The organism is Bordetella holmesii (genome assembly GCF_020735985.1).
In the GTDB taxonomy this organism is placed as follows: domain Bacteria; phylum Pseudomonadota; class Gammaproteobacteria; order Burkholderiales; family Burkholderiaceae_B; genus Bordetella; species Bordetella holmesii.
This window is the reverse complement of sequence record NZ_CP085973.1, coordinates 1,351,477-1,375,429: the sequence shown is the minus strand read 5'-3', so window position 1 is coordinate 1,375,429 and position 23,953 is coordinate 1,351,477. Positions and strand designations below refer to the sequence as shown.

At 62.0% G+C, this 23,953-nt stretch carries 20 protein-coding genes and 1 pseudogene; 10 read left to right on the top strand and 11 right to left on the bottom strand.

What is annotated here, in order from left to right; genetic code table 11:
• Positions 1–89: 89 nt before the first annotated feature.
• Positions 90–1,889 carry an EAL domain-containing protein gene (locus LK440_RS06525; RefSeq protein WP_017685592.1) on the top strand — a complete coding sequence of 600 codons (1,800 nt, stop codon included), beginning with the start codon at positions 90–92 and terminating at the stop codon, positions 1,887–1,889.
• Here LK440_RS06525 and LK440_RS06520 read toward each other — a convergent pair.
• Positions 1,809–3,464: a methyl-accepting chemotaxis protein gene (locus tag LK440_RS06520; protein WP_017685591.1), complete on the bottom strand. Its 1,656-nt coding sequence runs from the start codon at positions 3,462–3,464 to the stop codon at positions 1,809–1,811. The genes LK440_RS06525 and LK440_RS06520 overlap by 81 nt on opposite strands.
• A 159-nt stretch (positions 3,465–3,623) precedes the next feature.
• Between LK440_RS06520 and LK440_RS06515 the strand changes: the two genes are divergently transcribed.
• Positions 3,624–4,844, top strand: a complete 1,221-nt coding sequence (locus LK440_RS06515) for an ISL3 family transposase (protein ID WP_005014079.1) — start codon at positions 3,624–3,626, stop codon at positions 4,842–4,844.
• Positions 4,845–4,859: 15 nt separating this feature from the next.
• Here LK440_RS06515 and LK440_RS06510 read toward each other — a convergent pair whose 3' ends face one another.
• The gene (locus tag LK440_RS06510; protein ID WP_005014080.1) at positions 4,860–5,774 is read right to left on the bottom strand and encodes a LysR family transcriptional regulator; all 915 of its coding nucleotides are present in this window, start codon (positions 5,772–5,774) and stop codon (positions 4,860–4,862) included.
• A gap of 127 nt (positions 5,775–5,901) precedes the next feature.
• Here LK440_RS06510 and LK440_RS06505 point away from each other — a divergent pair, with 127 nt between their 5' ends.
• Together LK440_RS06505 and LK440_RS06500 are read left to right on the top strand one after the other, a co-directional pair.
• A complete protein-coding gene (locus LK440_RS06505) occupies positions 5,902–7,062 on the top strand; it encodes an acyl-CoA dehydrogenase family protein (RefSeq protein WP_005014081.1) in 1,161 nt (386 codons plus the stop codon).
• A gap of 5 nt (positions 7,063–7,067) precedes the next feature.
• On the top strand, positions 7,068–8,426 hold the full coding sequence (locus LK440_RS06500; protein ID WP_005014082.1) for an MmgE/PrpD family protein: 1,359 nt from the start codon (positions 7,068–7,070) through the stop codon (positions 8,424–8,426).
• Positions 8,427–8,439: 13 nt separating this feature from the next.
• On the opposite strand, the gene LK440_RS06495 is transcribed toward LK440_RS06500, so the two are convergent.
• Both LK440_RS06495 and rph read right to left on the bottom strand, forming a co-directional pair.
• On the bottom strand, positions 8,440–8,844 hold the full coding sequence (locus LK440_RS06495) for a group III truncated hemoglobin (RefSeq protein ID WP_005014083.1): 405 nt from the start codon (positions 8,842–8,844) through the stop codon (positions 8,440–8,442).
• An 87-nt stretch (positions 8,845–8,931) separates the two neighbouring features.
• Positions 8,932–9,684 (bottom strand): ribonuclease PH, encoded by a 753-nt coding sequence (gene rph / locus LK440_RS06490; protein ID WP_005014084.1) that lies wholly within the window; start codon positions 9,682–9,684, stop codon positions 8,932–8,934.
• A 117-nt stretch (positions 9,685–9,801) separates the two neighbouring features.
• Here rph and LK440_RS06485 point away from each other — a divergent pair, with 117 nt between their 5' ends.
• On the top strand, positions 9,802–10,734 hold the full coding sequence (locus tag LK440_RS06485) for a YicC/YloC family endoribonuclease (protein WP_005014085.1): 933 nt from the start codon (positions 9,802–9,804) through the stop codon (positions 10,732–10,734).
• An 82-nt stretch (positions 10,735–10,816) separates the two neighbouring features.
• On the opposite strand, the gene LK440_RS06480 is transcribed toward LK440_RS06485, so the two are convergent.
• Together LK440_RS06480 and LK440_RS06475 are read right to left on the bottom strand one after the other, a co-directional pair.
• Entirely contained in the window at positions 10,817–12,124 is a 1,308-nt protein-coding gene (locus tag LK440_RS06480; RefSeq protein ID WP_005014086.1) for a ParB/Srx family N-terminal domain-containing protein, read from the bottom strand.
• 71 nt (positions 12,125–12,195) lie between these two features.
• Positions 12,196–13,686 carry an AMP nucleosidase gene (locus LK440_RS06475; protein WP_005014087.1) on the bottom strand — a complete coding sequence of 497 codons (1,491 nt, stop codon included), beginning with the start codon at positions 13,684–13,686 and terminating at the stop codon, positions 12,196–12,198.
• 251 nt (positions 13,687–13,937) lie between these two features.
• Between LK440_RS06475 and LK440_RS06470 the strand changes: the two genes are divergently transcribed.
• Complete coding sequence (locus LK440_RS06470) at positions 13,938–14,522, top strand: C40 family peptidase (RefSeq protein ID WP_025341457.1); 585 nt, start codon at positions 13,938–13,940, stop codon at positions 14,520–14,522.
• Positions 14,523–14,558: 36 nt separating this feature from the next.
• Here LK440_RS06470 and LK440_RS06465 read toward each other — a convergent pair whose 3' ends face one another.
• Complete coding sequence (locus LK440_RS06465) at positions 14,559–15,329, bottom strand: SDR family oxidoreductase (RefSeq protein WP_005014089.1); 771 nt, start codon at positions 15,327–15,329, stop codon at positions 14,559–14,561.
• Positions 15,330–15,502: 173 nt separating this feature from the next.
• On the opposite strand from LK440_RS06465, the gene gmk reads away from it, so the two are divergent.
• The 3 genes from gmk to LK440_RS06450 are packed head-to-tail and all read left to right on the top strand — an operon-like array spanning position 15,503 to position 18,703.
• A complete protein-coding gene (gmk, locus tag LK440_RS06460) occupies positions 15,503–16,135 on the top strand; it encodes a guanylate kinase (protein ID WP_025341458.1) in 633 nt (210 codons plus the stop codon).
• 43 nt (positions 16,136–16,178) lie between these two features.
• On the top strand, positions 16,179–16,382 hold the full coding sequence (rpoZ, locus tag LK440_RS06455) for a DNA-directed RNA polymerase subunit omega (RefSeq protein WP_003811126.1): 204 nt from the start codon (positions 16,179–16,181) through the stop codon (positions 16,380–16,382).
• A 23-nt stretch (positions 16,383–16,405) separates the two neighbouring features.
• Positions 16,406–18,703, top strand: coding sequence for a RelA/SpoT family protein (locus LK440_RS06450; RefSeq protein WP_005014092.1), 2,298 nt, complete (start codon positions 16,406–16,408; stop codon positions 18,701–18,703).
• A gap of 102 nt (positions 18,704–18,805) precedes the next feature.
• Here the strand turns inward: LK440_RS06450 and glnQ are convergent, their stop codons facing one another.
• From glnQ to glnH, 3 genes are all read right to left on the bottom strand, one after another.
• Positions 18,806–19,534, bottom strand: coding sequence for a glutamine ABC transporter ATP-binding protein GlnQ (gene glnQ, locus LK440_RS06445; RefSeq protein WP_017685303.1), 729 nt, complete (start codon positions 19,532–19,534; stop codon positions 18,806–18,808).
• Positions 19,531–20,190, bottom strand: a complete 660-nt coding sequence (gene glnP, locus LK440_RS06440; RefSeq protein ID WP_005014095.1) for a glutamine ABC transporter permease GlnP — start codon at positions 20,188–20,190, stop codon at positions 19,531–19,533. The genes glnQ and glnP overlap by 4 nt, the downstream gene beginning before the upstream one ends.
• An 82-nt stretch (positions 20,191–20,272) precedes the next feature.
• On the bottom strand, positions 20,273–21,025 hold the full coding sequence (gene glnH, locus LK440_RS06435; RefSeq protein WP_005014096.1) for a glutamine ABC transporter substrate-binding protein GlnH: 753 nt from the start codon (positions 21,023–21,025) through the stop codon (positions 20,273–20,275).
• 189 nt (positions 21,026–21,214) lie between these two features.
• Between glnH and LK440_RS06430 the strand changes: the two are divergent.
• A pseudogene (locus tag LK440_RS06430) lies at positions 21,215–22,252 on the top strand (C45 family autoproteolytic acyltransferase/hydolase).
• On the opposite strand, the gene LK440_RS06425 reads toward LK440_RS06430, so the two are convergent.
• On the bottom strand, positions 22,249–23,928 hold the full coding sequence (locus LK440_RS06425; RefSeq protein ID WP_005014097.1) for a ShlB/FhaC/HecB family hemolysin secretion/activation protein: 1,680 nt from the start codon (positions 23,926–23,928) through the stop codon (positions 22,249–22,251). The pseudogene LK440_RS06430 and the gene LK440_RS06425 overlap by 4 nt on opposite strands.
• Between the last annotated feature and the right edge of the window lie 25 nt (positions 23,929–23,953).

Below are 23,953 nucleotides of genomic sequence, written 5' to 3'. Positions count from 1 at the left end.
CAGACCATAACAAATGGAAACAATCACGACACAAACTGCCTTCATGATGGGATCTTTGCCGCTGCCAGCGGCCATTCTTTTGCCCAAGCATGAACCCGTTGCTAGATTCCGAAACCCCCGCTGCCAATCTGCCCTGGCTGATACAAAGACGATTGCTCAAGGCGCGCTACCAACCTGTCGCCGATCTGAGCCAGGGAAAGATATACGGGCATGAAAGCCTGATCCGTGGACCGGCCGACAGTCCGCTGCATCTGCCTGACGTCCTGTTTGCAGAGGCCAGCCGCCTGGGGTTGCGCGACGAGTTGGAGTGGGAGTCATTCCGCGCGGGCGCGGCCAACTATCTACGCCTTGGGGGCCAGGGAAAACTCTTTCTCAATCTCTCAGGCGCTACGATTCTCGCCTACTGGAGCCGCTGGGGTCGGGACTTGCCGCGACGCCTGCAAGGCGACTCCGGCCTTCCAGCCAATCGCATAGTGATCGAGCTGACAGATCACAGGCCCGAGCGCGAAGACACGCACACCTTACGCCAAGCCCTGGATTGCCTGCGCGAAGCCGGTATGAAGCTGGCGCTGGATGACTATGGCGTCGGGCACGCCTCCTTGCAGCTATGGCTGGAGCTGCGGCCCGATCTGGTCAAGATCGATCGTTATTTTTTCCGCGACATCAGCCGCGATGAGAACCGCCTGTCGTTGGTGCGCGGCATGCTCGGTGTGGCCCAGCAACTGGGTACGGCCGTGGTCGCCGAAGGCATCGAGACCCAGGACGACCTGCTTACCATCGCCGATCTGGGCATCCGCTACGCTCAAGGTTGGTGTCTGGGCTACCCCGATACTGAGCCGGCCCGCTGCCTGCCCGAAGAACTCAGCGCGATGCTACCCGCCGTCCCGCGTGCCACCCAGACCATCGGATCGGGCAGAACCGCCCTGCACCTGCGCACCGAAGGCCCTGCGGTGTATCTCTCGCGCCACAGTAACGACGACGTGCATCGAATTTTTCAGGAGCAGCGCCACCAGCATGCCCTGGCCGTGCTGGATGAGCATGACCGGCCGGTCGGCATCATCAACCGCCGAGATTTTCTCGAACACTATTCGGAGCGCTATACCCGCGACCTGTTCGGACGCAATCGGTGCGATACCTTTATGAATACCGAACCGGTACTGGTCGACATCAGCACCTCCATCGACCAACTCAGCCACGTGCTGACCTCGGCGGACCAGCGCTACCTGACCGACGGTTTCATCATTACGCGCCTGGGGCGCTACGAAGGCCTGGGTACGGGAGAGGCGCTGGTGCGCTCGGTGACAGAAATCCGTCTGGAGGCCGCGCGTTACGCCAATCCCTTGACGTCGCTGCCAGGTAACATCCCCATCAGCAAGCACATCGCGCAACTGTTGGAAGGACCCAATGTCTTCGTCATCGGCTACGCCGACCTGAACAACTTCAAGCCTTTCAATGATGTCTACGGCTATTGGCGCGGCGACGACATGATATTGCTGTGCGCCGAAATCATTCGCCGCCATTGCGACGCGCAACGCGACTTTGTCGGCCACGTAGGCGGCGATGACTTCGTCATCGCGTTGCGCAGCCCGGACTGGAAAGACCGCCTGACTCGTCTGATCGACGAGTTCAACTCCCGGGCCACCAGCCTGTACGATGCCCAGGCGCGCGGCGCCGGGGGGATACGCGCGGAAGACCGTTACGGCAGCCTGCGCTTTTTCCCTTTCGTGACGCTGGGCATCGGTGCGCTGAGCGTAGAGCCGGCTGCACTGGCCGAGGCCGGGGCGCGCACCCGGCCCGAAGACATCGCGTCAGCGGCTGCCCACGTCAAGCACAAGGTCAAGAAAGGGGACCTGCCCATGGTGCTCGAGACCTACCGACCGGCGATCTGACCGCACGGCTGCGCTGCTGCCCTGTCCGCCGCGCAGCCGGAACACTGCTACCGCCTCGCGCAAGGACTGGGCCTGAGTTTCCAGCTCCATGGCCGCCGCCGCCGTCTGTTCGGCCATGGCGGCATTTTCCTGAGTGTCTCGATCCACCTCTGCCACAGCGTTACTGATGGCGGAAATCCCCTCGGCCTGTTCAGCGCTGGCATGGGAGATATCGCTGACCAATCGCATGACACTGTCGACGGCCGAGACCATGGCATCCATGGTTTGCCCGGCCTGCTCCACCTGCCGAGATCCGGCGGCCACGCGCTCGCGCGACTCCTCAATCAGCCCCTTTATCTCGCGCGCCGCCTGGGCGCTGCGCTGCGCCAACGAGCGCACCTCAGCCGCCACCACCGCGAAACCCTTGCCCTGCTCGCCGGCTCTGGCTGCTTCCACGGCGGCATTGAGCGCCAGAATGTTGGTCTGAAAAGCAATGCTGTCAACCACGCCGACGATTTCGCCGATGCGTGCCGCCGAGGCGGAAATCCCCTGCATGCTCTGGACGGCGTTCTGCACGGCCAGGCCGCCATCCCTGGCCAGACGCGCCGCACCTTCGGCCTGGCCGCTGGCCAAGTCGGCATTGCGAGCGGTCTGGCTGACGGTATTGGCCAGGCCAGTCATGCTGGCAGCGGTTTCCTGCAGGATGGCGGCTTGTCGCGCGGCACGATTGGACATGTCGCCCGCGCCCGCCGCGATCTCACCCACTCCGTCATGAATCGCCTCCACACCACTGCGCACACTGGCCACCGCCTGCGTCAGTCCGCCCTGCATGCGTCCCATGGCCGAATAGAGAACCCCGATTTCGTTGTCACCGCGGTTGGCGATTCCCGCAGTCAGGTCGCCGTCGGCGATGCGCTCGAAATGCCGGCCTGCCTCCGTCAGGGGGCGCAAGACCGCGCGCCGAAAGGCCAGCCGGATCATCAATGCCAGGGCCAGAACCAGAAGCAACAGAGCCAATGCGCCAAGCGCCATCCGGTCGACCATCAGGCCGGCTTGATGCAGCATCTGCCGTCCCTGCTCGCGTGCATGGGCCTGATAGACGTCGACCGCGCTGACATAGCCTTGCGTGGCGGTGGGCAGGATCTTGTCGCTCAATTGATTTGCCTGGATGCCATTCCAGCCTTTGATGGCCGCTGCCAACGGCCATAGCGCTTTGTCCGCCAACGTGGCATAAGCGGCCAGGACAGCGGCATAACCGGGGTCGTCCTCATCGGGGTTCTCGCGCAGACGCTGGGCGCTTTGCGCTGCCAGCTTCAGCAACGCATCGGCGCGCGCCAACGCCGCATTGCGGTCCTCTTCGAGCCCGCCTTCCATGAAGGTCTTGGCATCGGCCAACTGGGCCCGTGCCTGAAACAGACGCGCTGACGTGTCGCTCAACTCATTGGCCCGCTCGATGTTGCCCCGGCCCAGCGCCTCGATGTGCGTCCGGTTGGCGCGTAGCGCGAGCACCCCCGCCGCGGCAGCCGCGACGAAAAGAAAAACGAAAACCACCATGGTGGCGGTCAGGGCCGTCGCGACCCGCAGATTCTTAGCCATAATCATCCAAGCGCTAGCGCCCAAAACCCGGTAGGGCGCGGTGCGTGGATTATCCCGGCCAAGAATGGCAATTTTTTGGTTCATCGCGGAATAGCGTGGAGCCGTGCTTGATTGCCGTTACGCTTGATCCTTGATTTTTCAAGGATCAAGGCCGGGATCATGCTGGACCGCAAGACGATCGAGAGGTTGGGTGGGTGGGAAGGTTATCGGGTGGAGCGGGTCGTGTGGCCTGAAGGTGAGAGCCGGACGGTCACGATTTACCTGAAGCCTTCAGCGCGAACGATGCACTGCGAGCACTGCGGCAACCGATGTCGGCAGGTGCATGAGACGACCACGCGCCGGGTGCGGGATCTGCCGCTAATGGCGCTGCGAGTGACGCTGGTAGTGCCGCGTCGGCGGGTCTGGTGCGAGCAGTGCGGTGGACCGTATCTGGAGAGGCTGAGCTGGCTGGGCCGTTACCAGCGAGTGACCGACCGGCTGGCCGAGGCGGTCAGCCAGTTGCTTGAGTCCAGCAACATTCTGGCCGTGGCGCGCTTCTTCCAACTGGGTTGGCACACGGTCAAGGCGCTGGACAAGGCCCTGCTGCGACGGGCGATCCAAGAGCCGGACTGGAGCCAGATCCACTACCTAGCGATGGACGAGTTCGCTCTACACAAGGGCCATCGTTATGCCACGGTCGTTGTCGATCCGATCCGCCGTCAGGTGCTATGGATCGGTGATGGCCGCTCGCGCGAGACGGCCAGAGCCTTCTTCGAACAACTGCCAACTGGGGTTGCCCAGCAGATCCGGGCCGTAGCGATCGACATGACGACGGCCTATGAGCTGGAGATCCAGGCCAACTGCCCCAACGCCGAGATCGTCTACGACCTGTTCCACGTCGTGGCCAAGTACGGCCGTGAAGTGATAGACCGGGTGCGTGTAGACCAAGCGAACCAGTTGCGGCACGACAAGCCGGCCCGCCGGGTGATCAAGTCCAGTCGCTGGCTACTGCTGCGCAATCGCAAAAACCTCGATCCGTGCCAATCGGTAAAGTTGGACGAGTTGCTCCAGGCCAACCAGCCCTTGCTCACCGCTTATCTGATGCGCGATGAGCTCAAACAGCTGTGGTTCTACCAACACCCCGGCTACGCCCGCCAGGCATGGGATCACTGGCTGCAACAGGCTCAGGGCAGCGGCATCGCCGCCTTGGCTCACTTCGCGCTCAAGCTAAAAGCCTATCTGCACGGGATTCTGTCTCGCTGTCGCCACCGGCTCAACACCAGCATCGTCGAGGGCATCAACAACACCATCAAAGTCATCAAGCGCCGCGCCTACGGCTACCGCGATCAGGAGTACTTCTTCCTCAAGATCCGGTCTGCATTCCCCGGTATTCCTCGATGAACCAATTTTTTGACATCACACCAAAGGCTTGCTCGCCGGGACGTCATCGATCATGGTTTGCACCAACTCGCGCGCAAAAACGGGCAAAGCTTCCAGGTCACGCACGCAGATATGCAACTGCCGCAGGCTCCACGTATCCGTCAGCGGCACGACGGCAATATCCAGCACGCGCGCGTAGCGCAATGCCACAGACTCCGGGACGACCCCTATCCCTACGCCGCTTTCTATCATGCGACAGGCGGCCTCGAAATTGCCTACCTCGACCCGGAAGCGGAAGGTCCTCCCCAGCCCGGCAGCCGCCTGCACCAGAAATGGATGAATAGCGCTCCACTCCGACAGGCCAACATAGTCAAACCCCAACGTGTCGGCAAACGGCACGGCATCTTCAACTGCCAGCGGATGGCGGCTCCCTGTCACCAGCACCAGTCTGTCATTGCGGTAGGGAATAAATTGCAGCTTGGGATCCGGGGCGCATCCGGCCACCACGCCGATGTCGGCGGAACCGTCGGCCACCGCCCGTACGATAAGGTAGCTCAGCCGTTCGCGCAGCTCCACGTTGACGTCCGGATGCACCGCCAAATAACGGGCCAGTACTGCCGGCATGAACTCCGTACTTGCCGTCGTGTTGGCCAGTACACGCACGTGGCCTTTTACGCCCCGGGCGAACTCCTGCATATCGCCGCGCAACTGCTCTATTTGCTGCATCACCGTACGTGCGTGACGCGTCAGCGCCTCTCCGGAGGGCGTCAACGTCACGCCCTGGCTGGTCCGGTAGAGCAGTTGCGTGCCGAGATGCTCTTCGAGATTTTTGACCCTGGTGCTGGCCGCTGGCAGCGAGAGATGAGTTTTCTCGGCGGCTCTGGTCAAACTGTGCCAGTCTCCGATATGGACCATCAACTGCAGGTCCGTGAGGTCAAAATACGTGGCCATACCGGCGATTTCCTGCTGCTTCGGGTTTGGATAACCCAGTATTAATCAAAGCGGAATTGGCAGGCCGCCCGCCTTTGCGGCAAAGTCTGACCTGTTCCTTTTTTCCAAACTCGATAATAGCCCGCCCATGCAGGATACCCAGAACGACTACCAGGACATCCGCGAAGCCGTCCGCAGCCTTTGCAGCCAGTTTTCGGCTGAGTATTTTCGCAAGATCGACGAAGAACGCGGCTATCCCGACGATTTTGTCCGCGCGTTGACTGAAGCTGGCTGGCTGGCGGCGCTTATCCCGCAGGAATACGGCGGTTCAGGCCTGGGTTTGACAGAAGCCTCCATCATCATGGAGGAAATCAATCGCAGCGGCGGCAACTCGGGCGCCTGCCATGGCCAGATGTACAACATGGGCACTCTGTTGCGTCACGGCTCCGAGGCCCAAAAACGCGAATATCTGCCCCGAATCGCCAGTGGCGAACTGCGCCTGCAGTCCATGGGGGTGACCGAACCCACGACCGGCACCGATACCACTCGCATCAAGACCACCGCCGTCAAGCGCGGCGACCGCTATGTGATCAATGGCCAGAAGGTCTGGATCTCCCGGGTGCAGCATTCGGATCTGATGATTCTGCTTGCCCGCACGACCCCGCTGGAACAGGTGACCCGCAAATCCGAAGGCATGTCCATTTTTCTGGTGGACCTGCACCATGCCGTCAAACACGGCATGCAGGTGCGGCCCATCCCGAACATGGTCAACCATGAGACCAATGAGCTCTTCTTCGACAACCTGGAAATCCCCGCGGAGAACCTCATCGGTGAGGAAGGCAAAGGTTTCAAATATATTTTGGATGGATTGAATGCCGAACGCACGCTGATTGCCGCCGAGTGCATCGGCGACGGTTACTGGTTCGTGGACAAAGTCACTGCCTACGCCAAGGAGCGGGTGGTCTTTGGCCGGCCGATTGGCCAGAACCAGGGCGTGCAGTTTCCCATCGCGCGCGCGCACATCAACGTCGAGGCGGCCAGCCTGATGCGTTTTGAAGCCGCCCGCCGCTTCGATGCGCACCAGCCCTGCGGCGCTCAGGCCAATATGGCCAAGCTGCTGGCCGCGGATGCCTCCTGGGAGGCGGCCAACGCCTGCCTGCAGTTCCACGGCGGTTTCGGCTTTGCCAACGAGTATGACGTCGAGCGCAAGTTCCGCGAGATACGCCTCTACCAGGTCGCACCGATCTCGACCAACCTCATCCTCTCCTATGTCGCCGAGCATGTGCTGGGCCTGCCTCGCTCCTTCTGAACACTATGACCCTCTCTCCTAGCGCTGCCCTGGCCACGTTCGCCAGCCAACTCCGTTACGAAGACATCCCTGCGCCGGTACTGCGGCGCGCCGAGGACCTGCTGCTGGATACCCTGGCATCGATTCTGGCCGGCGCCAGTGCGCGCCCGGTGCAAATCATGGCCGACTATGCTCAGACCATGGGTCCGGCTGACGGCCCCTCGGAGATCCTGGTGAACCGCCGCCGCAGCACGCCGCTTTTTGCGGCGATGGTCAACGCCGCCTCCGCACACGTGGTCGAACAGGACGATGTACACAACGGCTCCGTCTTTCATCCCGCAGCGGTAATCTTTCCGCCGGCGCTGGCCGTGGCTCAGGCACTGGGCCTGTCCGGCAAAGACCTGCTGACCGCTGCGGTTGCCGGCTATGAAGTCGGCATCCGGATCGGCGAATTCCTCGGCCGCTCGCACTACAAGATCTTCCATACAACGGCAACTGTAGGTACGCTGGCTGCTGCTGTCACGGTCGGGCGCCTGCTGCGCCTGGACCCTGAGGCCATGCTCAATGCCTTGGGTTCGGCGGGCACGCAATCTGCCGGCCTGTGGGAGTTCCTGCGCGACGCGGCGGATTCAAAACAATTGCACACCGCGCATGCCGTGGCCGCCGGCATCACTGCGGCCTATCTGGCTCGCGATGGATTTACGGGCGCGCGTCAGATCTTCGAAGGCCCTCAAGGCCTGGCTGCCGGCATGTCCAGCGACGCCGACCGCAAGCGTCTCACGGACCGCCTGGGTCAACGCTGGGCCCTCGCCGAAACCTCCTTCAAGTATCACGCATCCTGCCGCCACACGCATCCGGCCGCCGACGCCCTGCAGGCCGTCATGCGCGACAACCACCTCCAGGCCAGCGATATCGCCAGCATCGAAGCCCTGGTTCATCAGGGTGCGCTCGACGTGCTGGGCCCGGTTACTCATCCCGCCACCGTTCACCAGTCAAAGTTCTCGATGGGCACCGTGCTCGGGTTGATCGCGCTCAAAGGGCGTGCTGGACTGGCCGAATTCGACGCCGCTCTGGAAGACCCTGCCATGGCCTCCTGGCGCGAACGCACGATCATGACGCTGGATGAGGAGGTCGACCAGGCCTATCCGCAGCGCTGGATTGGCAAGGTCAAGGTTCGTACTACGGACGGCCGCGAATTGACGGCCCGGGTGGACGAACCCAAGGGCGACCCGGGCAATACGCTGTCACGCGCCGAGATCGAGGCGAAGATGCGCAGCCTGGGCCAGTATGCTGGCGCTGCACGCCCCGAAGAGTTGCAGCGTCTCATCGATGCCGTGTGGGGCATGGCCGAGCAAGCCAAAGTGGGCACGCTATTGCCCGCATGACAGATAGGCAGGCTCAGGAAAAGCGCAATGCTTGCGGTGCAACGTCGGGCTGCCGGCTGAGCTGGTAGCCCAACCACAGGCTTTGCGCGATACGTTCGGCCATCGCCAGGGCCTGCGTGGCCATCGCCTGATTGGGTTGTGCCCGGGCCGTTGCACGAAATAACGCCAACCAATGCTCGAAGAGCTCGGCGCTCAAATCCGGCAGCGCGATGTGCTTAGGCATGGGCGTGCCGCTAAAGCGCCGGGTGCGCAGCAAGATGGCCGACCAGAAGTCCGTCAACTTGCTCAAATGGGCGTCCCAATCATCAATGTGAGCATTGAAAATTGGGCCCAACCTCGCATCTGCGCGTACGCGCGCATAAAACTCATGCACCAGAGTCTGGATTTCTTCTTCCGTGCAAAGCGGTGTTTGCGACATGGCGGTAGATGACAACGAGTTCCGAACGCTTCAATAGTAGCGCTGTAGCGGGCCGGGCGCCCGGCCTCCCGTTACCGCCGCCGGCGCCTAGCTACGGGCCGCACGTTGAGCCATCACCAGTTGTGCAACCCCACCTTCGGCCAGCCCCAGCATGGTGTCTAGCTGCGCCCGTGTGAAAGTTGCCTCCTCGCCCGTTCCCTGCACTTCCACGAAAGCGCCAGCGCCCGTCATGACGACATTGACGTCCGCTTCGCAGGCAGAGTCTTCCTCGTAGTTGAGGTCCAGAACCGCGCGCCCGCCCACCAGACCGACGGACACGGCGGCGACGTGATCACGGATGGGGTTTTGCGTTAACTGGCCGCGCTCTATCAGCAATGCCACGGCGTCGGCTGTCGCGACCCAGGCACCGGTAATGCTGGCGCAGCGCGTGCCGCCATCGGCTTGCAGGACATCGCAATCCAGGTGCAGGGTGCGCTCTCCCAGCAACTTCAGGTCGACCACCGCACGCAAGGAGCGGCCAATCAGGCGCTGAATCTCCTGCGTACGGCCGCTTTGCTTGCCACGCGCGGCTTCCCGGTCGCCGCGGGTGTGCGTGGCGCGGGGCAGCATGCCGTACTCAGCCGTAACCCAGCCCTCTCCTTTGCCCTTCAAAAAGGGCGGTACCTTGTCCAGCACACTGGCCGTGCAGAGCACCTGGGTGTTGCCCGCCACCACCAGCACCGATCCTTCGGCATAACGGGTAAAACCGCGCTGCAAATGGAACGGCCGCAAGGCATCAACGGCGCGGCCATCGGGACGGGCAAAGGTATCGGGTGAGGTCAAGGCAAACTCCAGAATCATCAACAGGCGTGCATAGGGATGGATGGATTGTACGTGCGCCCTCGGGCTCTTCGGTTATTCTGCGGGCACAATCCCGCGCTTTAGGGCTTTCGCCCGGCATTTCCAGGAATATCCATCATGATTCGCAGCATGACCGCGTTTGGCAACGCCCGCGTCGATCTCGAACAAGGCTCGCTCGCTCTTGAGCTGCGCAGCGTCAACAGCCGTTTTCTCGACCTGCACTTCCGTCTGCCTGACGAACTGCGGCACGCCGAGACGCCGCTGCGTGAGCTGCTAACCGGCCAATTGGCACGTGGCAAGGTAGAGGTCCGGGTAAGCTTCACCCGCAATGCCACGGCTGAAGTCACCCAACTCGATCCGCAATGGCTGGGCCAATTGGCCGACCAACTGCAGGCCGCACGGCGCATCCTGCCTGAAGTCAGCGCCCCCCGCCTGGTCGAACTGTTCAACTGGCCCGGACAACGCATCAACGATGCCCTTGACCCGCAAATCTGGGGGGCGGCGTGCGTCCGCGCCGCTCAACAGGCACTGACTCAACTGCAGGACGGCCGAGCCCGCGAGGGCGAGCGCCTGGCTCAGGTAATGCGAGACTGCGCCGACGGCGTAGGCCGCATCGTTGAGCTGGTCGAAAGTCACCTGCCGCAATTGCTGGCAGACCATCGCGACAAGCTCGCAACCAAACTGCGGGAAAGCCTTGAGGCGGCCTTTCCGGGCGGCTTCGCTCACATCAGCGGCGCCGAGTTGACCGAGCGCGTAGCACAGGAGGCCGGACTGTTCGCGATGCGTATCGATGTGGCCGAAGAGCTTGCCCGGCTGCGTTCCCATCTCGAAGAACTCCGCCATTTGTTCAGCGAGGGTGCAGGCAAGGCAAGCGGCAAAGGCAGCGCCAAGGGCAGCGCGGGCAAACGTCTGGACTTCCTGTTTCAGGAGATGAACCGCGAGGCCAATACGCTCGGATCCAAGGCCGGCAGCCTGGAAGTCACCCGCGCCGCCATGGATCTGAAGCTGCTTATCGAACAAATGCGCGAGCAGGCGCAGAACATCGAATAAAGCATTCGCGGAGCAGGCCTGGCTCGCGCCAGGCGTGCTCCGCGCCGTCTGACAGGCAGGCGCTACGCCTGCCCGTGCCTGTTTACCAACCCCAGCAGGTACCGGCGGCCGGCCGGCCGCAATTGCGGTAGTTGACGGCAAACCAGAGCTTGCCCGCGCCACGCGGAGAAAGATCTGACTTCGCGTCGTTACGCGGTAACTCCTCGAGCGTATCGCGAGCGGTCTTGGTGGGTGTGCCGCTATCGGCGTTGGGCACCAGTTTCACACGACCCAACCGTGCCGCCGTGCGATCGCCATAGACCACGTCGGCATCGGCCAGCGCCGTCATGCGCAACGAAGCCTCGCGTGCCATGGCCGCGTAGCTGGTCGCGCTGTCTGCACGCGACAGATCTTTCTTCAGTGTGCTGACAGCGAGAATATCGGCAGCGGCGGCGGGTGCCTTCAGATTGAACGCCGACATGGGCTGCAGGCGCCCGGCCTCGGTCTCTTTGCGCAACCAGTCGCCCCACAAGAATTCCGCGAACTCTGGCAAGCCGCTATTGGTGTAGCCGATATCTCGTGTGAAGTAGACCAGTGAGCGATAGGGGTCTTCCTGCATCCCGCCGGCCTCGTTCGCGTTGGCCAGGCCCAGGCGCGTGGGCAATTGATCGACCGTAATGGCCTGATTGTTGCCATCGCGCAGCCAGGCTCGACCTTCATCGACCATTCGTTGCCAGAACGCCGCGCTGCTGGTCATATCGCTGTAATTGGCATCGACTTTGACCCAGACCTTGAGTTTGGGGCCGCCATCGGCGATCTCGCGCAATGACGAGAAGGAGTGGTGCCCGTCCGTGAGATACAGATTGCCATCCCATCCCACTACGACCGTCTTCATTGCATCGGCATTGGTGCCCGGGGCATCCTTGCAGGCAAACGTCGTGGCGTCGTCCAGGCGCGCGGCGCTCGCTTCGGCGATGGTCTGGAAATCCTGAGCGCGCGACGTCTGGCCCGTGTCTTCGCAATAATCGTCGAACTTCTTGCCGACGGTGCGGTTCAAGTAGTCCAGCATTTGCGTGGCGTTGGCCTGCCAGGTGGACCGGTTGAAATCTCCCTGCCAACGGCCAAGCTTGTAGTAGATCTGGTCGTAACCGATGGCGGCCTGTGTGGGCAGCAACTCTTCGATACGCACGGCAATCACGTCACCGGCTTTGGCGTCCAGATAGACGGTGTTGCGCGTCGGCTCCGTGCTGGCCGGCGGAGTCTGTTCGGGAGCCGTCTGTGGTGGCGTCGTGCTCACCTGCTCATCATCGTCGTCGCCACCGCCGTTGCAACCGGCCAGTACCAAGGGCAAGGCCAGCGCGGCCATCCAGCGGCGATACTGCATCCCCATACGCGATTTCGCGGCTTGCATGTCAAACTCCCTACAGATGAAAAGCCGCGAGTATGGCTACGCAGTGTTACAGGTGCATGGATGACGTCCGCTTACTGAAAGGCCGTCTCGGTAAAGGAGCGCAGCTTGCGCGAATGCAGCCTTTCCGGAGCCATTTCACTCAGAATTTCCAGGGCGCGAATACCGATTTCCAGATGCTGATTGACTTGCCTGCGATAGAAGGCGCTGGCCATGCCGGGCAACTTGAGCTCGCCATGCAAGGGTTTATCCGACACGCAAAGCAGGGTCCCGTATGGCACGCGAAATCGGAACCCATTGGCCGCCACCGTGGCGGATTCCATGTCAAGCGCAATGGCACGTGACTGCGCGAACCGCTCCACCAATTCGCCCTGGTCGCGCAGCTCCCAATTGCGATTGTCGATAGTCGCCACGGTTCCCGTGCGCATGATGCGTTTGAGGTCCCAGCCTGACAGGCCCGCGACTTCCTGGACGGCTTGTTCCAGCGCAACCTGCACCTCTGCCAGCGGCGGCACGGGCACCCAGGCCGGCAGATCGGCATCGAGCACATGATCGTCGCGCACATAGCCGTGAGCCAATACGTAATCCCCCAGGTGCTGCGAATCCCGCAGACCCGCACAGTGGCCGAGCATCAGCCAGGCGTGGGGCCGCAACACGGCGATATGGTCCGTGATGGTCTTGGCGTTTGACGGTCCCACGCCCATATTGACCAACGTAATACCGGAGTGATCGGGCCGCACCAGATGGTAGGCCGGCATCTGGGGCAGCCTTTGCCCAGCATCCGCCGTCGCCGTGGTTTCACCGCGCCGGGTGATGCGGTTGCCCGGTTCGATCAGCGCCTCGTAGTCGCCGCGCCCTTCTGCCATCATGGCTCGGGCCCGCGCGCAGAATTCGTCCACATAAAACTGGTAGTTCGTGAAAAGCACGAAATTCTGAAAGTGCGAAGGCGCGGTCGCGGTGTAATGCTGCAGCCGGTGCAAGGAGTAATCCACGCGCGTGGCGGTAAATGGTGCCAAAGGATGGGGTTCACCCTCCCGTCCGCGCCAGGAGCCGTTGACGATCGCGTCGTCAGTCACCGCCAGATCGGGCACATCGAACAGATCGCGCAAGGGCCGGCGCAGGCTGTCCAGATGCTCTCCCTCGACGTAGGTGCCCTCCGGAAATGCAAAATGCAAGGGTATGGGCGTGTCGGACTCCCCTATTTCCACCGGGACGCCATGATTCTGGAGCAACAGGCCAATCTGCTCAGTCAGATAGTCGGTAAACAGCCCAGGCTGTGTGACGGTTGTCTGGTAGCAGCCAGGCTCTGCCACATGGCCGTACGACAGCCGGGAGTCTATCGGGTCGTAGGTTTGCACGGATATCCGCAAGGCGGGGTAGCAGGCACGCACACGCCCGCTTACATTGCGCCCATGCAGCACGTCCTGAAATGCCTGGCGCAGAAATGCCGTATTGCGGTCGTAAATCTGTGTCAGCCGCTCGACGGCGGCGCGCGCATCGTCAAAACGTTCAAACGGGATGGGCTCCGGACGATAGAGGTTGGCTGCTGAATACACTGCACTCATTGGTCGTTTTCCCTGCTGCATCGCGGCCTGAGCGCCGCACGTCGCCGATTATGGCGCATCCCGTACGGCGCCCCGCCCGCCCGGAGATCCAGCCGCAAGAAACATCCTGCAGCGCATCAAAAATGTAATGAAATACTATTTCAGAACTATCCGCAGGCATCTGCTGTTAAGGTTTCGCTTTGCCGCCGGCTTATCCCTAGAGACACGTGCTCTGAAGCCATCCGTCCACACTTTGCTGTCCGAAGTGCCGCATGACTCCTCCCACGCGAAAAGACCGCGGACAATGGTCCAGATTGTCCGCACTGCTCAGCGCCCCGCTGTTGGCGCTATGTTTAACCGGTATTGCCAGCGCGACGGTGCACACCGACGTATTGGGCAATATTCAAGGCCTGAAGCTGGCCGATGAAACCACCGTCCCCACGCTGCGTGAACGTATCGTTCAAGCCGGCCTGGATAAGATAGGTACCCCTTATAGCTGGGGCGGCGACGATCCCGTTGACGGATTCGATTGCAGCGGCCTGGCCCTGTTCGTCTTCCGCGAGACCGCGGGTATCGATCTGCCGCGCACCTCGCGCGCTCAGCGTCAGGCGGGCGACAACGTCAATCGCCGTCAATTACGTCCCGGCGACCTGGTGTTTTTCGCGACCAGCCGGCGTGGTGTGACGTCGCACGTTGGTATCTATATTGGCCAGAATCAATTCGTGCACGCGCCTTCGCGCGGCGCCAAAGTCCGCGTCGATAAGCTCAGCAATAGCTATTGGTCCAAGCGCTACGTGGGCGCTCGCAGCTACCTAGAAAGCAATCCATCGCAATTGCTGGCCCAAAACGCCAATTAACGCGCGACAGGGGCGGCCTGGCCCGCCCCCTGCCCTTTAGCCTCGACCCACGAACGGCATATTCGTGGCCATGATCGTCATGAACTGCACGTTGGTGTCCAAGGGCAATTGCGCCATGCTCGCAACAGCCTGAGCGACGTGCGCGACGTCCATGCGGGGTTCGACCCGCGTCGACCCGTCCGCCTGAAGCACGCCCTGGGCCATGCGTTCGGTCATGTCGGTGGCGGTATTGCCGATGTCGATCTGACCGCAAGCAATGCCATATTGCCGGCAATCCAGCGAGATCGATTTGGTCAGACCGGTCACGCCATGCTTGGTTGCCGTATAGGCAATGGAGTATGGGCGCGGTGCGTGCGACGAGATCGATCCGTTGTTGATGATGCGTCCGCCGCGCGGGCTCTGCGCCTTCATAAGGCGAATAGCGGCCTGCGCGCATAGAAACATGCCGGTCAAATTGGTGTCCACCACCGAGCGCCAGACTTCCACAGGCAGGTCTTCAATGGGAACGGCAGGCGCACTGCGCCCGGCATTATTGAACAGGACGTCGAGACGGTCATACTCGCGCTGAATTTCGTCGAACAGCGCGCGCACGTCTGACTCCTGCGTGACGTCGGTCGGCACGACCAACGCACGCACGCCATCTTCGCCGGCGGCAATACGCGTCTGCTCCAGCGGCTCTCGCCGGCGGCCGGCCAACACCACCTTGTACCCCTGAGCCAGAAACTCCAGGGCAACGGCCCGGCCAATACCGGTACCTGCGCCAGTTACAAGCGCCACCCGTGAGCCGGGTGTGTCATTTGACTGCATTCGCTTCTCCACCAAGATTTCTCAACGCGGCCATCCTACCCCAAACCCCGCCTGCGCAATGCAAGCGGGAGTGACCAACGTCCCGCAGGGCGGGCCTTGGGCCGTGGCGCTGCGCGCCTGACGGCTGCGCCGATTTGTTATGCTTCGGGTCTCGTACCGTGCGCTTTATTTCCATGTCCGCTCATTCCGGCAATGTTTTCATGGTCGTCGCCCCGAGTGGCGCCGGCAAATCCAGCCTGGTTCGCGCCCTCCTCGACCGCGACCCATCCATCATGCTGTCCATTTCCGCTACGACGCGCGCACCGCGCCCCGGCGAGCAGGACGGCCGCGAATATCGTTTTGTCACGCAAGAAGCGTTTACCGCGCTGCGCGCCGACAACCGGTTGCTTGAATGGGCTGAAGTCCATGGCAATTTCTACGGTACGCCACGCGACCTGATCGATGAAGCCACCGCCGCCGGCCGAGACGTCCTGCTCGAGATCGACTGGCAGGGTGCCCGGCAGGTCAAGCAGCGCTATCCGGGCGCAATCGGCATTTTCATCCTGCCGCCATCGATCGAAGAACTCGAGACGCGCCTCAAGGCACGGGGCCAGGATTCTGAACAAGTGATATCGCGCCGATTGCTGGCGGCGGGCGGCGAAATCGCGCACGCGCCGGAATGCGAATATGTTATTATTAATCAAGAATTTAGCGTAGCCCTGTCGGAATTGATGCAAGTCATCAGTGCCGCGCGGCTGCGTTTTTCATCTCAGGCAGTGCGAAATGCAAGCTTGTTTGCCCAACTTGGCATTCCGGCTTCGCACTAAAAAACGCCCTGTTCCTAACGTCAGCTATCCACCAGGTAATTCCATGGCCCGCATCACTGTCGAAGATTGTCTGAACCAAATCCCTAACCGATTCAAGCTCACGCTGGCTGCGACCTACCGCGCCCGCGAGCTGGCGCAAGGCCATGCCCCGCGCCTGGACAGCAAAGACAAGCCGACCGTGACTGCCCTGCGTGAAATCGCCTCCGGCCTCACCGGCCTGGAAATGCTGCGTAAAGTCCCGACCTGATCGCGGCCGGGGAGGCGGCTAGCATGGCTTTTCCCGGACTGAAGTATGCCTCTTCAGGTCTACTCGCAGCGCTTCGCGCAGGCTCGCGCCTGGGCCGGCGCGGCGGCAAAAAGGCGCGCAATCGTGCCGGGTCATCCTCTGCGCCGCAGATCGATGACACATCCGAAATTAGCCCTCCCCCCATCGCCTCGCTGGCGCCCCTGACCGAGATCATCAATACCTATCTCGAGCCCAAGGACGTCGAGCGGGTGCGCGAAGCCTATCGCTTCGCCGACCAGGCCCATCTGGGGCAGTTTCGCGCCTCAGGCTCAGCATACATTTCGCACCCCATCGCGGTCACGGAGATCTGCGCCGGCTGGAAGCTGGATGCCAATGCGCTGTCGGCTGCCTTGCTGCACGATGTGATCGAGGACCAAGGCGTCGCCAAGCAGGAACTGGCCGAACGCTTCGGCCCCGAGGTGGCCGAACTGGTCGATGGGCTGTCCAAGCTGCAACGCCTGGACTTCGCTACCAAGGCAGAGCAACAGGCCGAGAGCTTTCGCAAGATGCTGCTGGCCATGGCGCGCGACGTGCGCGTCATTCTCATCAAGTTGGCCGACCGTCTGCACAACATGCGCACGTTGGACGCGGTCAACCCTGAGAAGCGCCGCCGCATCGCACGCGAAACCCTCGACATCTACGCACCCATCGCCCACCGCCTGGGCCTGAACCTGCTTTTCCGTGAGCTGCAAGACCTCTGTTTCGCAGCCATGTACCCCAATCGCTATCAGGTGCTGTACAAGGCCGTGCTTGCCGCACGCGGCAACCGGCGTGAGGTCATCAGCAAAATCGAGGACTCGGTGCGCGCCGCATTGCCGGCTGCCGGCATCGAGGCCGAGGTCACCGGCCGCGAGAAAACCCTGTTCGGCATCTATCGCAAGATGGCCGACCAGAAGAAAACCTTCTCCGAGGTTTTAGATATCTACGGCTTCCGGGTCATCGTGCATACCCTGCCCGAGTGTTATCTGGCGCTTGGCACCTTGCATCAGCTCTACCGTCCGGTACCGGGCAAGTTCAAGGATTACATCGCCATCCCGAAGGTCAATGGCTATCAATCCTTGCACACGACGCTGGTCGGACCTTACGGCACGCCCGTGGAGTTTCAGTTCCGCACGCGCGACATGCATCACATCGCCGAAGAAGGCGTCGCGTCGCACTGGCTCTACAAGGACGCCGACCTCACGCTCAACGAACTGCAGAAACGCACGCACCAATGGCTGCAGTCCCTGCTGGACATTCAGAGCCAGACCGGGGATTCGGGCGAGTTCCTCGAGCACGTGAAGGTCGATCTCTTCCCTGATGCGGTGTATGTCTTTACGCCTCGTGGCAAGATCATTGCGCTGCCGCGCGGTGCCACGCCGGTGGATTTTGCCTACGCCATTCATACGGACATCGGCAACCAGGCGGTCGCAGCCAAGATCAATAGCGAGTTCGTTCCCCTGCGCACCGAACTGGCCAGCGGCGACACCGTCGAGATCATCACCTCACCCGCCTCGCGCCCGAATGCCCAATGGCTCAATTACGTGCGCACCGGGCGTGCGCGCTCCGAGATCCGGCATTTCTTGCGCACGGTGCGCTATGAAGAGTCCGTCGCCTTTGGCGAGCGGTTGCTGGTGCAGACCATGCAAGAGCTGCATCTGCCCATGCCGCCGGCCGACGACCCGGTTTGGGACAAGCTGGCGCGCAGCACCGGCGCCACATCACGCGACGAAATCCTGGCCGACATCGGCCTGGGCAAGCGCCTGGCCGCCGTCGTGGCACGCCGCTTCGCCCCGGAGCATGATCTGGTGGCCACCACCGCCGCGGCCGTCGACGAAATCATCTCCGCGCGCGCGGCCCCTATCTTGATCCAGGGCAATGAAGGTCAGGCCGTTCAGCTTGCACCGTGCTGCGGCCCGCTGCCTGGCGACCCCATCATCGCGGGCATGCGCCTGGGCCACGGCCTGGTCGTGCATACCGCCGACTGCCCGGTGGCGGCGCGCCAGCGCCTGCGCGAGCCCGAACGCTGGGTCACGGTCGCCTGGGACAAGCAAACGGCCAAGCACCTGGCCACACGGCTGGACATCATCACGCGCAACGAACGCGGCGTGCTGGGGCGCATCGCCGCCGAAGTCACGGCGGCCGATGCCAACATCGTCCAGGTGACGATGCATGACGATGCGGTCTCGACGGTATCACTGCACCTGACGGTGCAGGTTGATAGCCGCAAACATCTGGCCCAAGTCATTCGCGCCATCCGGCATGTGCCGCAGGTGCAGAAGATTGTCCGCGTCAAGGGATAAGCCACTATGGCCCGGCACCGCCGGGCCATAGTTCTCTGGGCGCTGCCCTCCTGTGCCTGCTCCCACCCCAGCCGCTGCCTCGACGACTGCGGCGCGTTCCTCTTAGGCCACGTGCTGCAGGAAGTCCCGCAACCGCTGACTCGGCGGGTCGCTCAACAGGGCCTGCGGCTTGCCATCATGAGCAATTTTGCCGCCATCAATAAACAGAAGCCGACTACCCACCTTGCGGGCGAACTCCATCTCGTGGGTGACGACGACCATGGTCATACCCTCGACCGCGAGATCGCGCATGACCTTCAATACTTCGTGGCGCAACTCGGGATCCAGCGCTGAGGTGGGTTCGTCAAAGAGCATGAGCTTGGGTTTGATGGCCAGGGCCCGGGCGATCGCCACGCGCTGTTGCTGACCGCCCGACAACTCGGCGGGGTAGTGGTCCATACGCTCGGACAGGCCCACCTTGCCGAGCAGTTCGCGGGCCACCTGGCGGGCCTCGTCGCGGCTGGTCCCTCGCGTGTGCAGCGGCCCGAACATGACGTTCTCCAGCGCTGTCATCTGCGGAAACAGATTGAACTGCTGGAATACCATTCCGGCCTCGCGCCGGATGGTGCGCACGTCCTCGGACGATCCAAGCACACTGATGCCGTCGACGTGCAGATCGCCACCGTCGATGGTTTCCAGCACGTTGATACAGCGCAAGAACGTAGATTTCCCCGAGCCGGACGGCCCGACCACCACCACGACCTCACCGGCATCGACGTTAACTGTAATCCCATTGAGGACGACCGAATCGCCAAAGCGTTTGGTGACGTTCTTGAATTCGACCATGCTCATAGTATGCGCATCCTCTTCTCTAGCAGCCGCAAGCCCAGGGCCATCAGGCCGGTAAGAATCAGGTAAACCACCGCCACCGCTGACCAGATCTCCACGGCGCGAAAGTTGCTGGCCATGATCTCCTGGCCCTGACGGGTCAATTCGGCCACACCGATGACGATGAACAGCGAAGAATCCTTCAGGCTGATGATGCACTGATTGCCCAGCGAGGGAATCATGCGGCGGAAAGCCACCGGCCCAATAATGTGAAAAAGAATCTTGGAAAACGGCAGTCCCATCGCCTGGCCAGCTTCCTTGAGGCCGCGCGCCACCGAGAGCAAGGAGCCGCGCACGATTTCGGCAATGTATGCGCCCGAGTTGATGATCAGGGTTGCGATCGCGGCCGTCTCGGCCTCGACCCGCATACCCGGCAGCAATAACGGCAACGCGAAGTAAATGAACATCACCTGCACCACGATGGGCGTACCACGGATCACGGCGACATACACCTGCGCCAGAATCGCCAACGGACGCGGCCCGTAGGCACGGGCAACGCCGGCCAATGCCCCAAGAATGAAACCGCCGACCAGGCCGCACAAGGTGATCTTGACGGTCATCAATGTGCCGTCAAGCAAATTGGGCAAGGCGTCCCAGATTACTGATACGTCAAAATTCACGCTTCCCCCTTTCTGGCGGAAAAAACATGGCCGCCGGCGAGACCTGCCCGCAAGCGGCCAAAGGTTCTTTCAGATCAGCGCATCAGGGCGCCTTGCCGAACCACTTGGTATAGATCTTGTCGTATTCGCCGTTAGCCTTGAGGGTGGCCAACGCCTTGTTGACCTGCGCCACCAGGTCGCTGTCCTTGGGGAAGGCGATGCCATAAAAATCGCCGCTCTTGACGGTACCCACGACCTTCACGCGGCCCTTGCCAGCCGTATTGGCGTAGTACTGAACATTGGGCGTGTCATGCACGGCGGCATCGACGCGGCCGGTGGCCAGCTCAAGGTAGGCGTTGTCGATATTGGGAAAGAGCTTGAGCTTGGCGTCTGGCACCTGCGCCTTGAGGAAGTCCACCGTTGCGGTGCCCGTCTTGACGGCGACCGTTTTGCCGGCCAGATCCTGTGCCGTCTTGATATTGCTGGTCTTTTCAGGGACAAGGATAGCCAGGCCGCTTTCATAATAGGGATCCGAGAAGTCGATCACCTTCTTGCGATCGTCACGGATGGTGATCCCGGCCAGCGCAGCATCGATGTTTTTGGTTTGCAGGCCCGGGATGATGCCGTTGAAGTCCATGGGTTGCAGTTTGTACTTGAGATTGAGCTCTTTGGCGATCGCCGCCCAGAGATCAACGTCAAAACCCGTGTAAGTGTTGCCCTGCTTGAACTCGAACGGCACAAATGCCGTGTCGGTGGCTACGATCAACTCCTTACCCTGAGGCGCCGCGGCAGATATCGAACCAAACATCGTGACGGACAGCCCAACGAGGGCAGCCGCGACTTTACTTTTGATCATAGATTTCTCCTGTGGATTCAACAGGCTACGCCCATACTGCCTGGCGAGCCAAGTCTGGGCGCCAGGTGCCGGACCAAAATCCAGGCCTGCAACTGGCTTGCGAACGATCTTAACGCAACACTTCCCCGTGGCACAGCCGCAGATAGAAATTACAATGCAACTCCCATCCCAATCACCCGGGGGCAGGCTGTGGCGTTCAATCCCATCACCATCGAGGGAGACCGGCGGCAGGTCGGTCTGGAGCTCGGCAAGCTGGCGCGCGCCATCATGCCCGCCTATCTGGATCAAAGCAGCACTTGAGCTGCTTTACGTCCCTGGCGTGGCCACGGCTTCCTGCAAGGCCTGGGCCAGGCCGCTCGCGCCGCCCTGCCCGCGATCTGGCAGGAGCTCGAAGGCCTGGCCGAAGGCTTGCGCATGCCGCTCGAAGACGTGCTCCTGTGGAACTGCCGCGGTGATCTACTGCGCAAAACCTCCGATGGCTGCACCTCGCTGGCCTGGCGCGATCCCGATGGCAACTGCTGGATGGCCCATAACGAAGATGGCGACCCCTATCTGCGGGGCCGTTGCCGCATCGTCGACGTCCATCTCGACGATGCGCCAGGGTACGTCAGTTTCTACTATCCCGGCTCATTGCCGGGCCACACCTTCGCCAGCAATCGGAATGGTTTGACGCAGACCATCAACAATGTACGCTTGCGTCAACGGCAGATGGGCGTGCCGCGCATGCTGGTGGCACGCGCCGTACTCGATTGCACCAGCCTGCAGGAGGCCCTGGACCTGCTGCAGACGCTGCCGCGGGCGGGGGGTTTTCATCACACCCTGGGCTCGGCCGCAGAGGGCCGGATGTTCAGCGTCGAGGCCACGCCGGCGCAGTGCGCCGTACACGAAATCCTCAAAGGCTATGTGCATGCCAACCACCTGATCCACCCCGGCAGCCCGCCCCAGGTCATCAGCGACTCATCGGCCAGCCGGCAACGCCAGGCCGAGTACCTGTTGGACGCCTGGCGCGGCAGCGCCAGCGGCACCGACCTCGTCGCCGCCCTGCTCGACAGTACCGGGTCGCTGCCGCTGCTGCGCACCGACCCGAACGATCCTGACGAAGAAAACACCCTGGCCACCGCGCTCTTTGCGTTAGCTGAAGGCAACGTCACGCTCAGCCTGTATGACCGTTGCCCGACGTCGATGCTGACGCTGACAATCAGCGGCACAGACGATTCTGCCCTTTAAAAAACGAAGGAGGTACTCAGGTACCAAAGAGGTTTTTTCGGCAGCGGCGACCACATGGCGCGTGCATACGTCGCCGATAGGTTCCAGTACGGGGAACTCAGCCGAACACCAAGTGCCCAACCGGCCATGCTCACGGCGGCTGTGTCCTGGTTGTTCTGCAGCCTGCCCACATCCAGGCCCGCAAAGGGCGTCAAGCTCACGCCGGCCAGCCGTGGCCAACGCACAGGCAGCGATACGGTGTTTGACCAATAAACACCTTTGTCGCCACTTTGCGAGGTCATGCGGCTGAAGCCGTGGACGGTGTACTCGTCACCCAGCGTGAGCTGGTAGCTGTTGAGCAAAATCTGGCGCGAGTACTGAAAACCCAACTGAGACTGAACGCGCAGCGCCTGCCCGCCAGGCGCAAAGCTACCCTGCCAGGACACGATAGCGTTGACGCGCGACGCATAGCCGCGGGCATTGACCGCGTCGAAGGCAGAATACTGGCCGTTGTTCAGGCCCAAGCCTCGATTCCAGGACAGGTCGGCGAACATGGCCTGACGGCCGCGCTGCACGCTCCACTGCAGACCCAGCGTGCCATCGCTGTAATGCTTGCTACTGACATCCAGCCTTGTCTGCGCCAGATAGTTCTTGTTCTGGCGAGACTTCAGTGCGCCGTACAAACTGAACTGCGACGTCGCGTCGCGATAAACGGTACGCGTGATCCGCAGACTCACATTGCGCGAGTTGCCTGCGGACTGGTAGGCCAGTCGGTGCGCACGCAGCAAGTTCTTGTAGCTGCTGTAGCCGGCCTGAAGGTCGATGCGGGTATAGCCTAGCGGGATGCGATACGACAAATCATAGGACTGTTCGCCATCGCTGCCGGCGTCTGAAAAGTAACGCCGGCTGGCAAACAGGTTGAGGCTGTCGCTGATCCCCAGCAGATCGCCCGTGCCCACCGATAGGCTGTACTTATCACGCCCCTGTTGCGGCGTGCCCAGGCCGGAGTTGTCTGCCCCTATCGAAAACCGGGCCCAGGCCGCGCGCTCGACACGGAGATCGAGATAGGAGTAGCCATACTCTTCAGCGGGCGCAATCGTCACCGTGACCTGTTTGAGGCCATTGTTCATGTTCTCAATGGCTTGGTCCAGGTCACGTATGTTGAGCGGCGACCGCCACCAATTGGGGATGGCCCAACCCACCATGGCGCGATCGCGCAGCGTCTGAAGCGGCTTGCCATTGATGCGCCATCCCTTGATGCGCCCCCAGTTGACTTTCAACTGCAGGCGCCCATTTTTCAAGGCCGGCTCCAGCAGCGCAATGTTGGAGGTGACATAACCCAACTCATACAGCCTCGCCGTCAACAGACGCACAAGGTTGAACAGCCCCTGATTATCCAAGGGACGATGCAAAAACTCCCGGGCCAGCGTTTGCGCGTCAAACAGGACCGGTTGCGTGCCGAAATCCAGATCCACCCCCGAGACGGCCACAGTATGACCAGGCCTGGTGAGATCCGGCGCGGGCGTGGTCTCGGGCGCTTCGATCGTGCTGCCGGGCGGCTGGCTGAGTGCGCGGTCGATCTGCCGCTGCTGTTGAGCGCGTTGCAGGCGATTGTGTTCGAAATCGAGGTCGCGTTGACCCGGGGTGAGCGGCTGTTGCCCATTGGGCGCAAAAAGGGGATGCGACGATTGCGCCAAAGCAGGCCCTGCCGCAGACAAGCAG

What these genes read in the sequence shown, in the direction of transcription:
- LK440_RS06525 (WP_017685592.1), top strand. Translation starts at nt 90, where the DNA reads ATGAACCCGTTGCTAGATTCCGAAACCCCCGCTGCCAATCTGCCCTGG.
- rph (WP_005014084.1), bottom strand. Translation starts at nt 9,684, where the DNA reads ATGATTCTGGAGTTTGCCTTGACCTCACCCGATACCTTTGCCCGTCCC.
- LK440_RS06515 (WP_005014079.1), top strand. Translation starts at nt 3,624, where the DNA reads ATGCTGGACCGCAAGACGATCGAGAGGTTGGGTGGGTGGGAAGGTTAT.
- LK440_RS06500 (WP_005014082.1), top strand. Translation starts at nt 7,068, where the DNA reads ATGACCCTCTCTCCTAGCGCTGCCCTGGCCACGTTCGCCAGCCAACTC.
- LK440_RS06520 (WP_017685591.1), bottom strand. Translation starts at nt 3,464, where the DNA reads ATGGCTAAGAATCTGCGGGTCGCGACGGCCCTGACCGCCACCATGGTG.
- LK440_RS06470 (WP_025341457.1), top strand. Translation starts at nt 13,938, where the DNA reads ATGACTCCTCCCACGCGAAAAGACCGCGGACAATGGTCCAGATTGTCC.
- rpoZ (WP_003811126.1), top strand. Translation starts at nt 16,179, where the DNA reads ATGGCCCGCATCACTGTCGAAGATTGTCTGAACCAAATCCCTAACCGA.
- LK440_RS06510 (WP_005014080.1), bottom strand. Translation starts at nt 5,774, where the DNA reads ATGGCCACGTATTTTGACCTCACGGACCTGCAGTTGATGGTCCATATC.
- gmk (WP_025341458.1), top strand. Translation starts at nt 15,503, where the DNA reads ATGTCCGCTCATTCCGGCAATGTTTTCATGGTCGTCGCCCCGAGTGGC.
- LK440_RS06485 (WP_005014085.1), top strand. Translation starts at nt 9,802, where the DNA reads ATGATTCGCAGCATGACCGCGTTTGGCAACGCCCGCGTCGATCTCGAA.
- glnQ (WP_017685303.1), bottom strand. Translation starts at nt 19,534, where the DNA reads ATGAGCATGGTCGAATTCAAGAACGTCACCAAACGCTTTGGCGATTCG.
- LK440_RS06465 (WP_005014089.1), bottom strand. Translation starts at nt 15,329, where the DNA reads ATGCAGTCAAATGACACACCCGGCTCACGGGTGGCGCTTGTAACTGGC.
- LK440_RS06475 (WP_005014087.1), bottom strand. Translation starts at nt 13,686, where the DNA reads ATGAGTGCAGTGTATTCAGCAGCCAACCTCTATCGTCCGGAGCCCATC.
- LK440_RS06480 (WP_005014086.1), bottom strand. Translation starts at nt 12,124, where the DNA reads ATGCAAGCCGCGAAATCGCGTATGGGGATGCAGTATCGCCGCTGGATG.
- LK440_RS06505 (WP_005014081.1), top strand. Translation starts at nt 5,902, where the DNA reads ATGCAGGATACCCAGAACGACTACCAGGACATCCGCGAAGCCGTCCGC.
- LK440_RS06450 (WP_005014092.1), top strand. Translation starts at nt 16,406, where the DNA reads ATGGCTTTTCCCGGACTGAAGTATGCCTCTTCAGGTCTACTCGCAGCG.
- LK440_RS06495 (WP_005014083.1), bottom strand. Translation starts at nt 8,844, where the DNA reads ATGTCGCAAACACCGCTTTGCACGGAAGAAGAAATCCAGACTCTGGTG.
- glnH (WP_005014096.1), bottom strand. Translation starts at nt 21,025, where the DNA reads ATGATCAAAAGTAAAGTCGCGGCTGCCCTCGTTGGGCTGTCCGTCACG.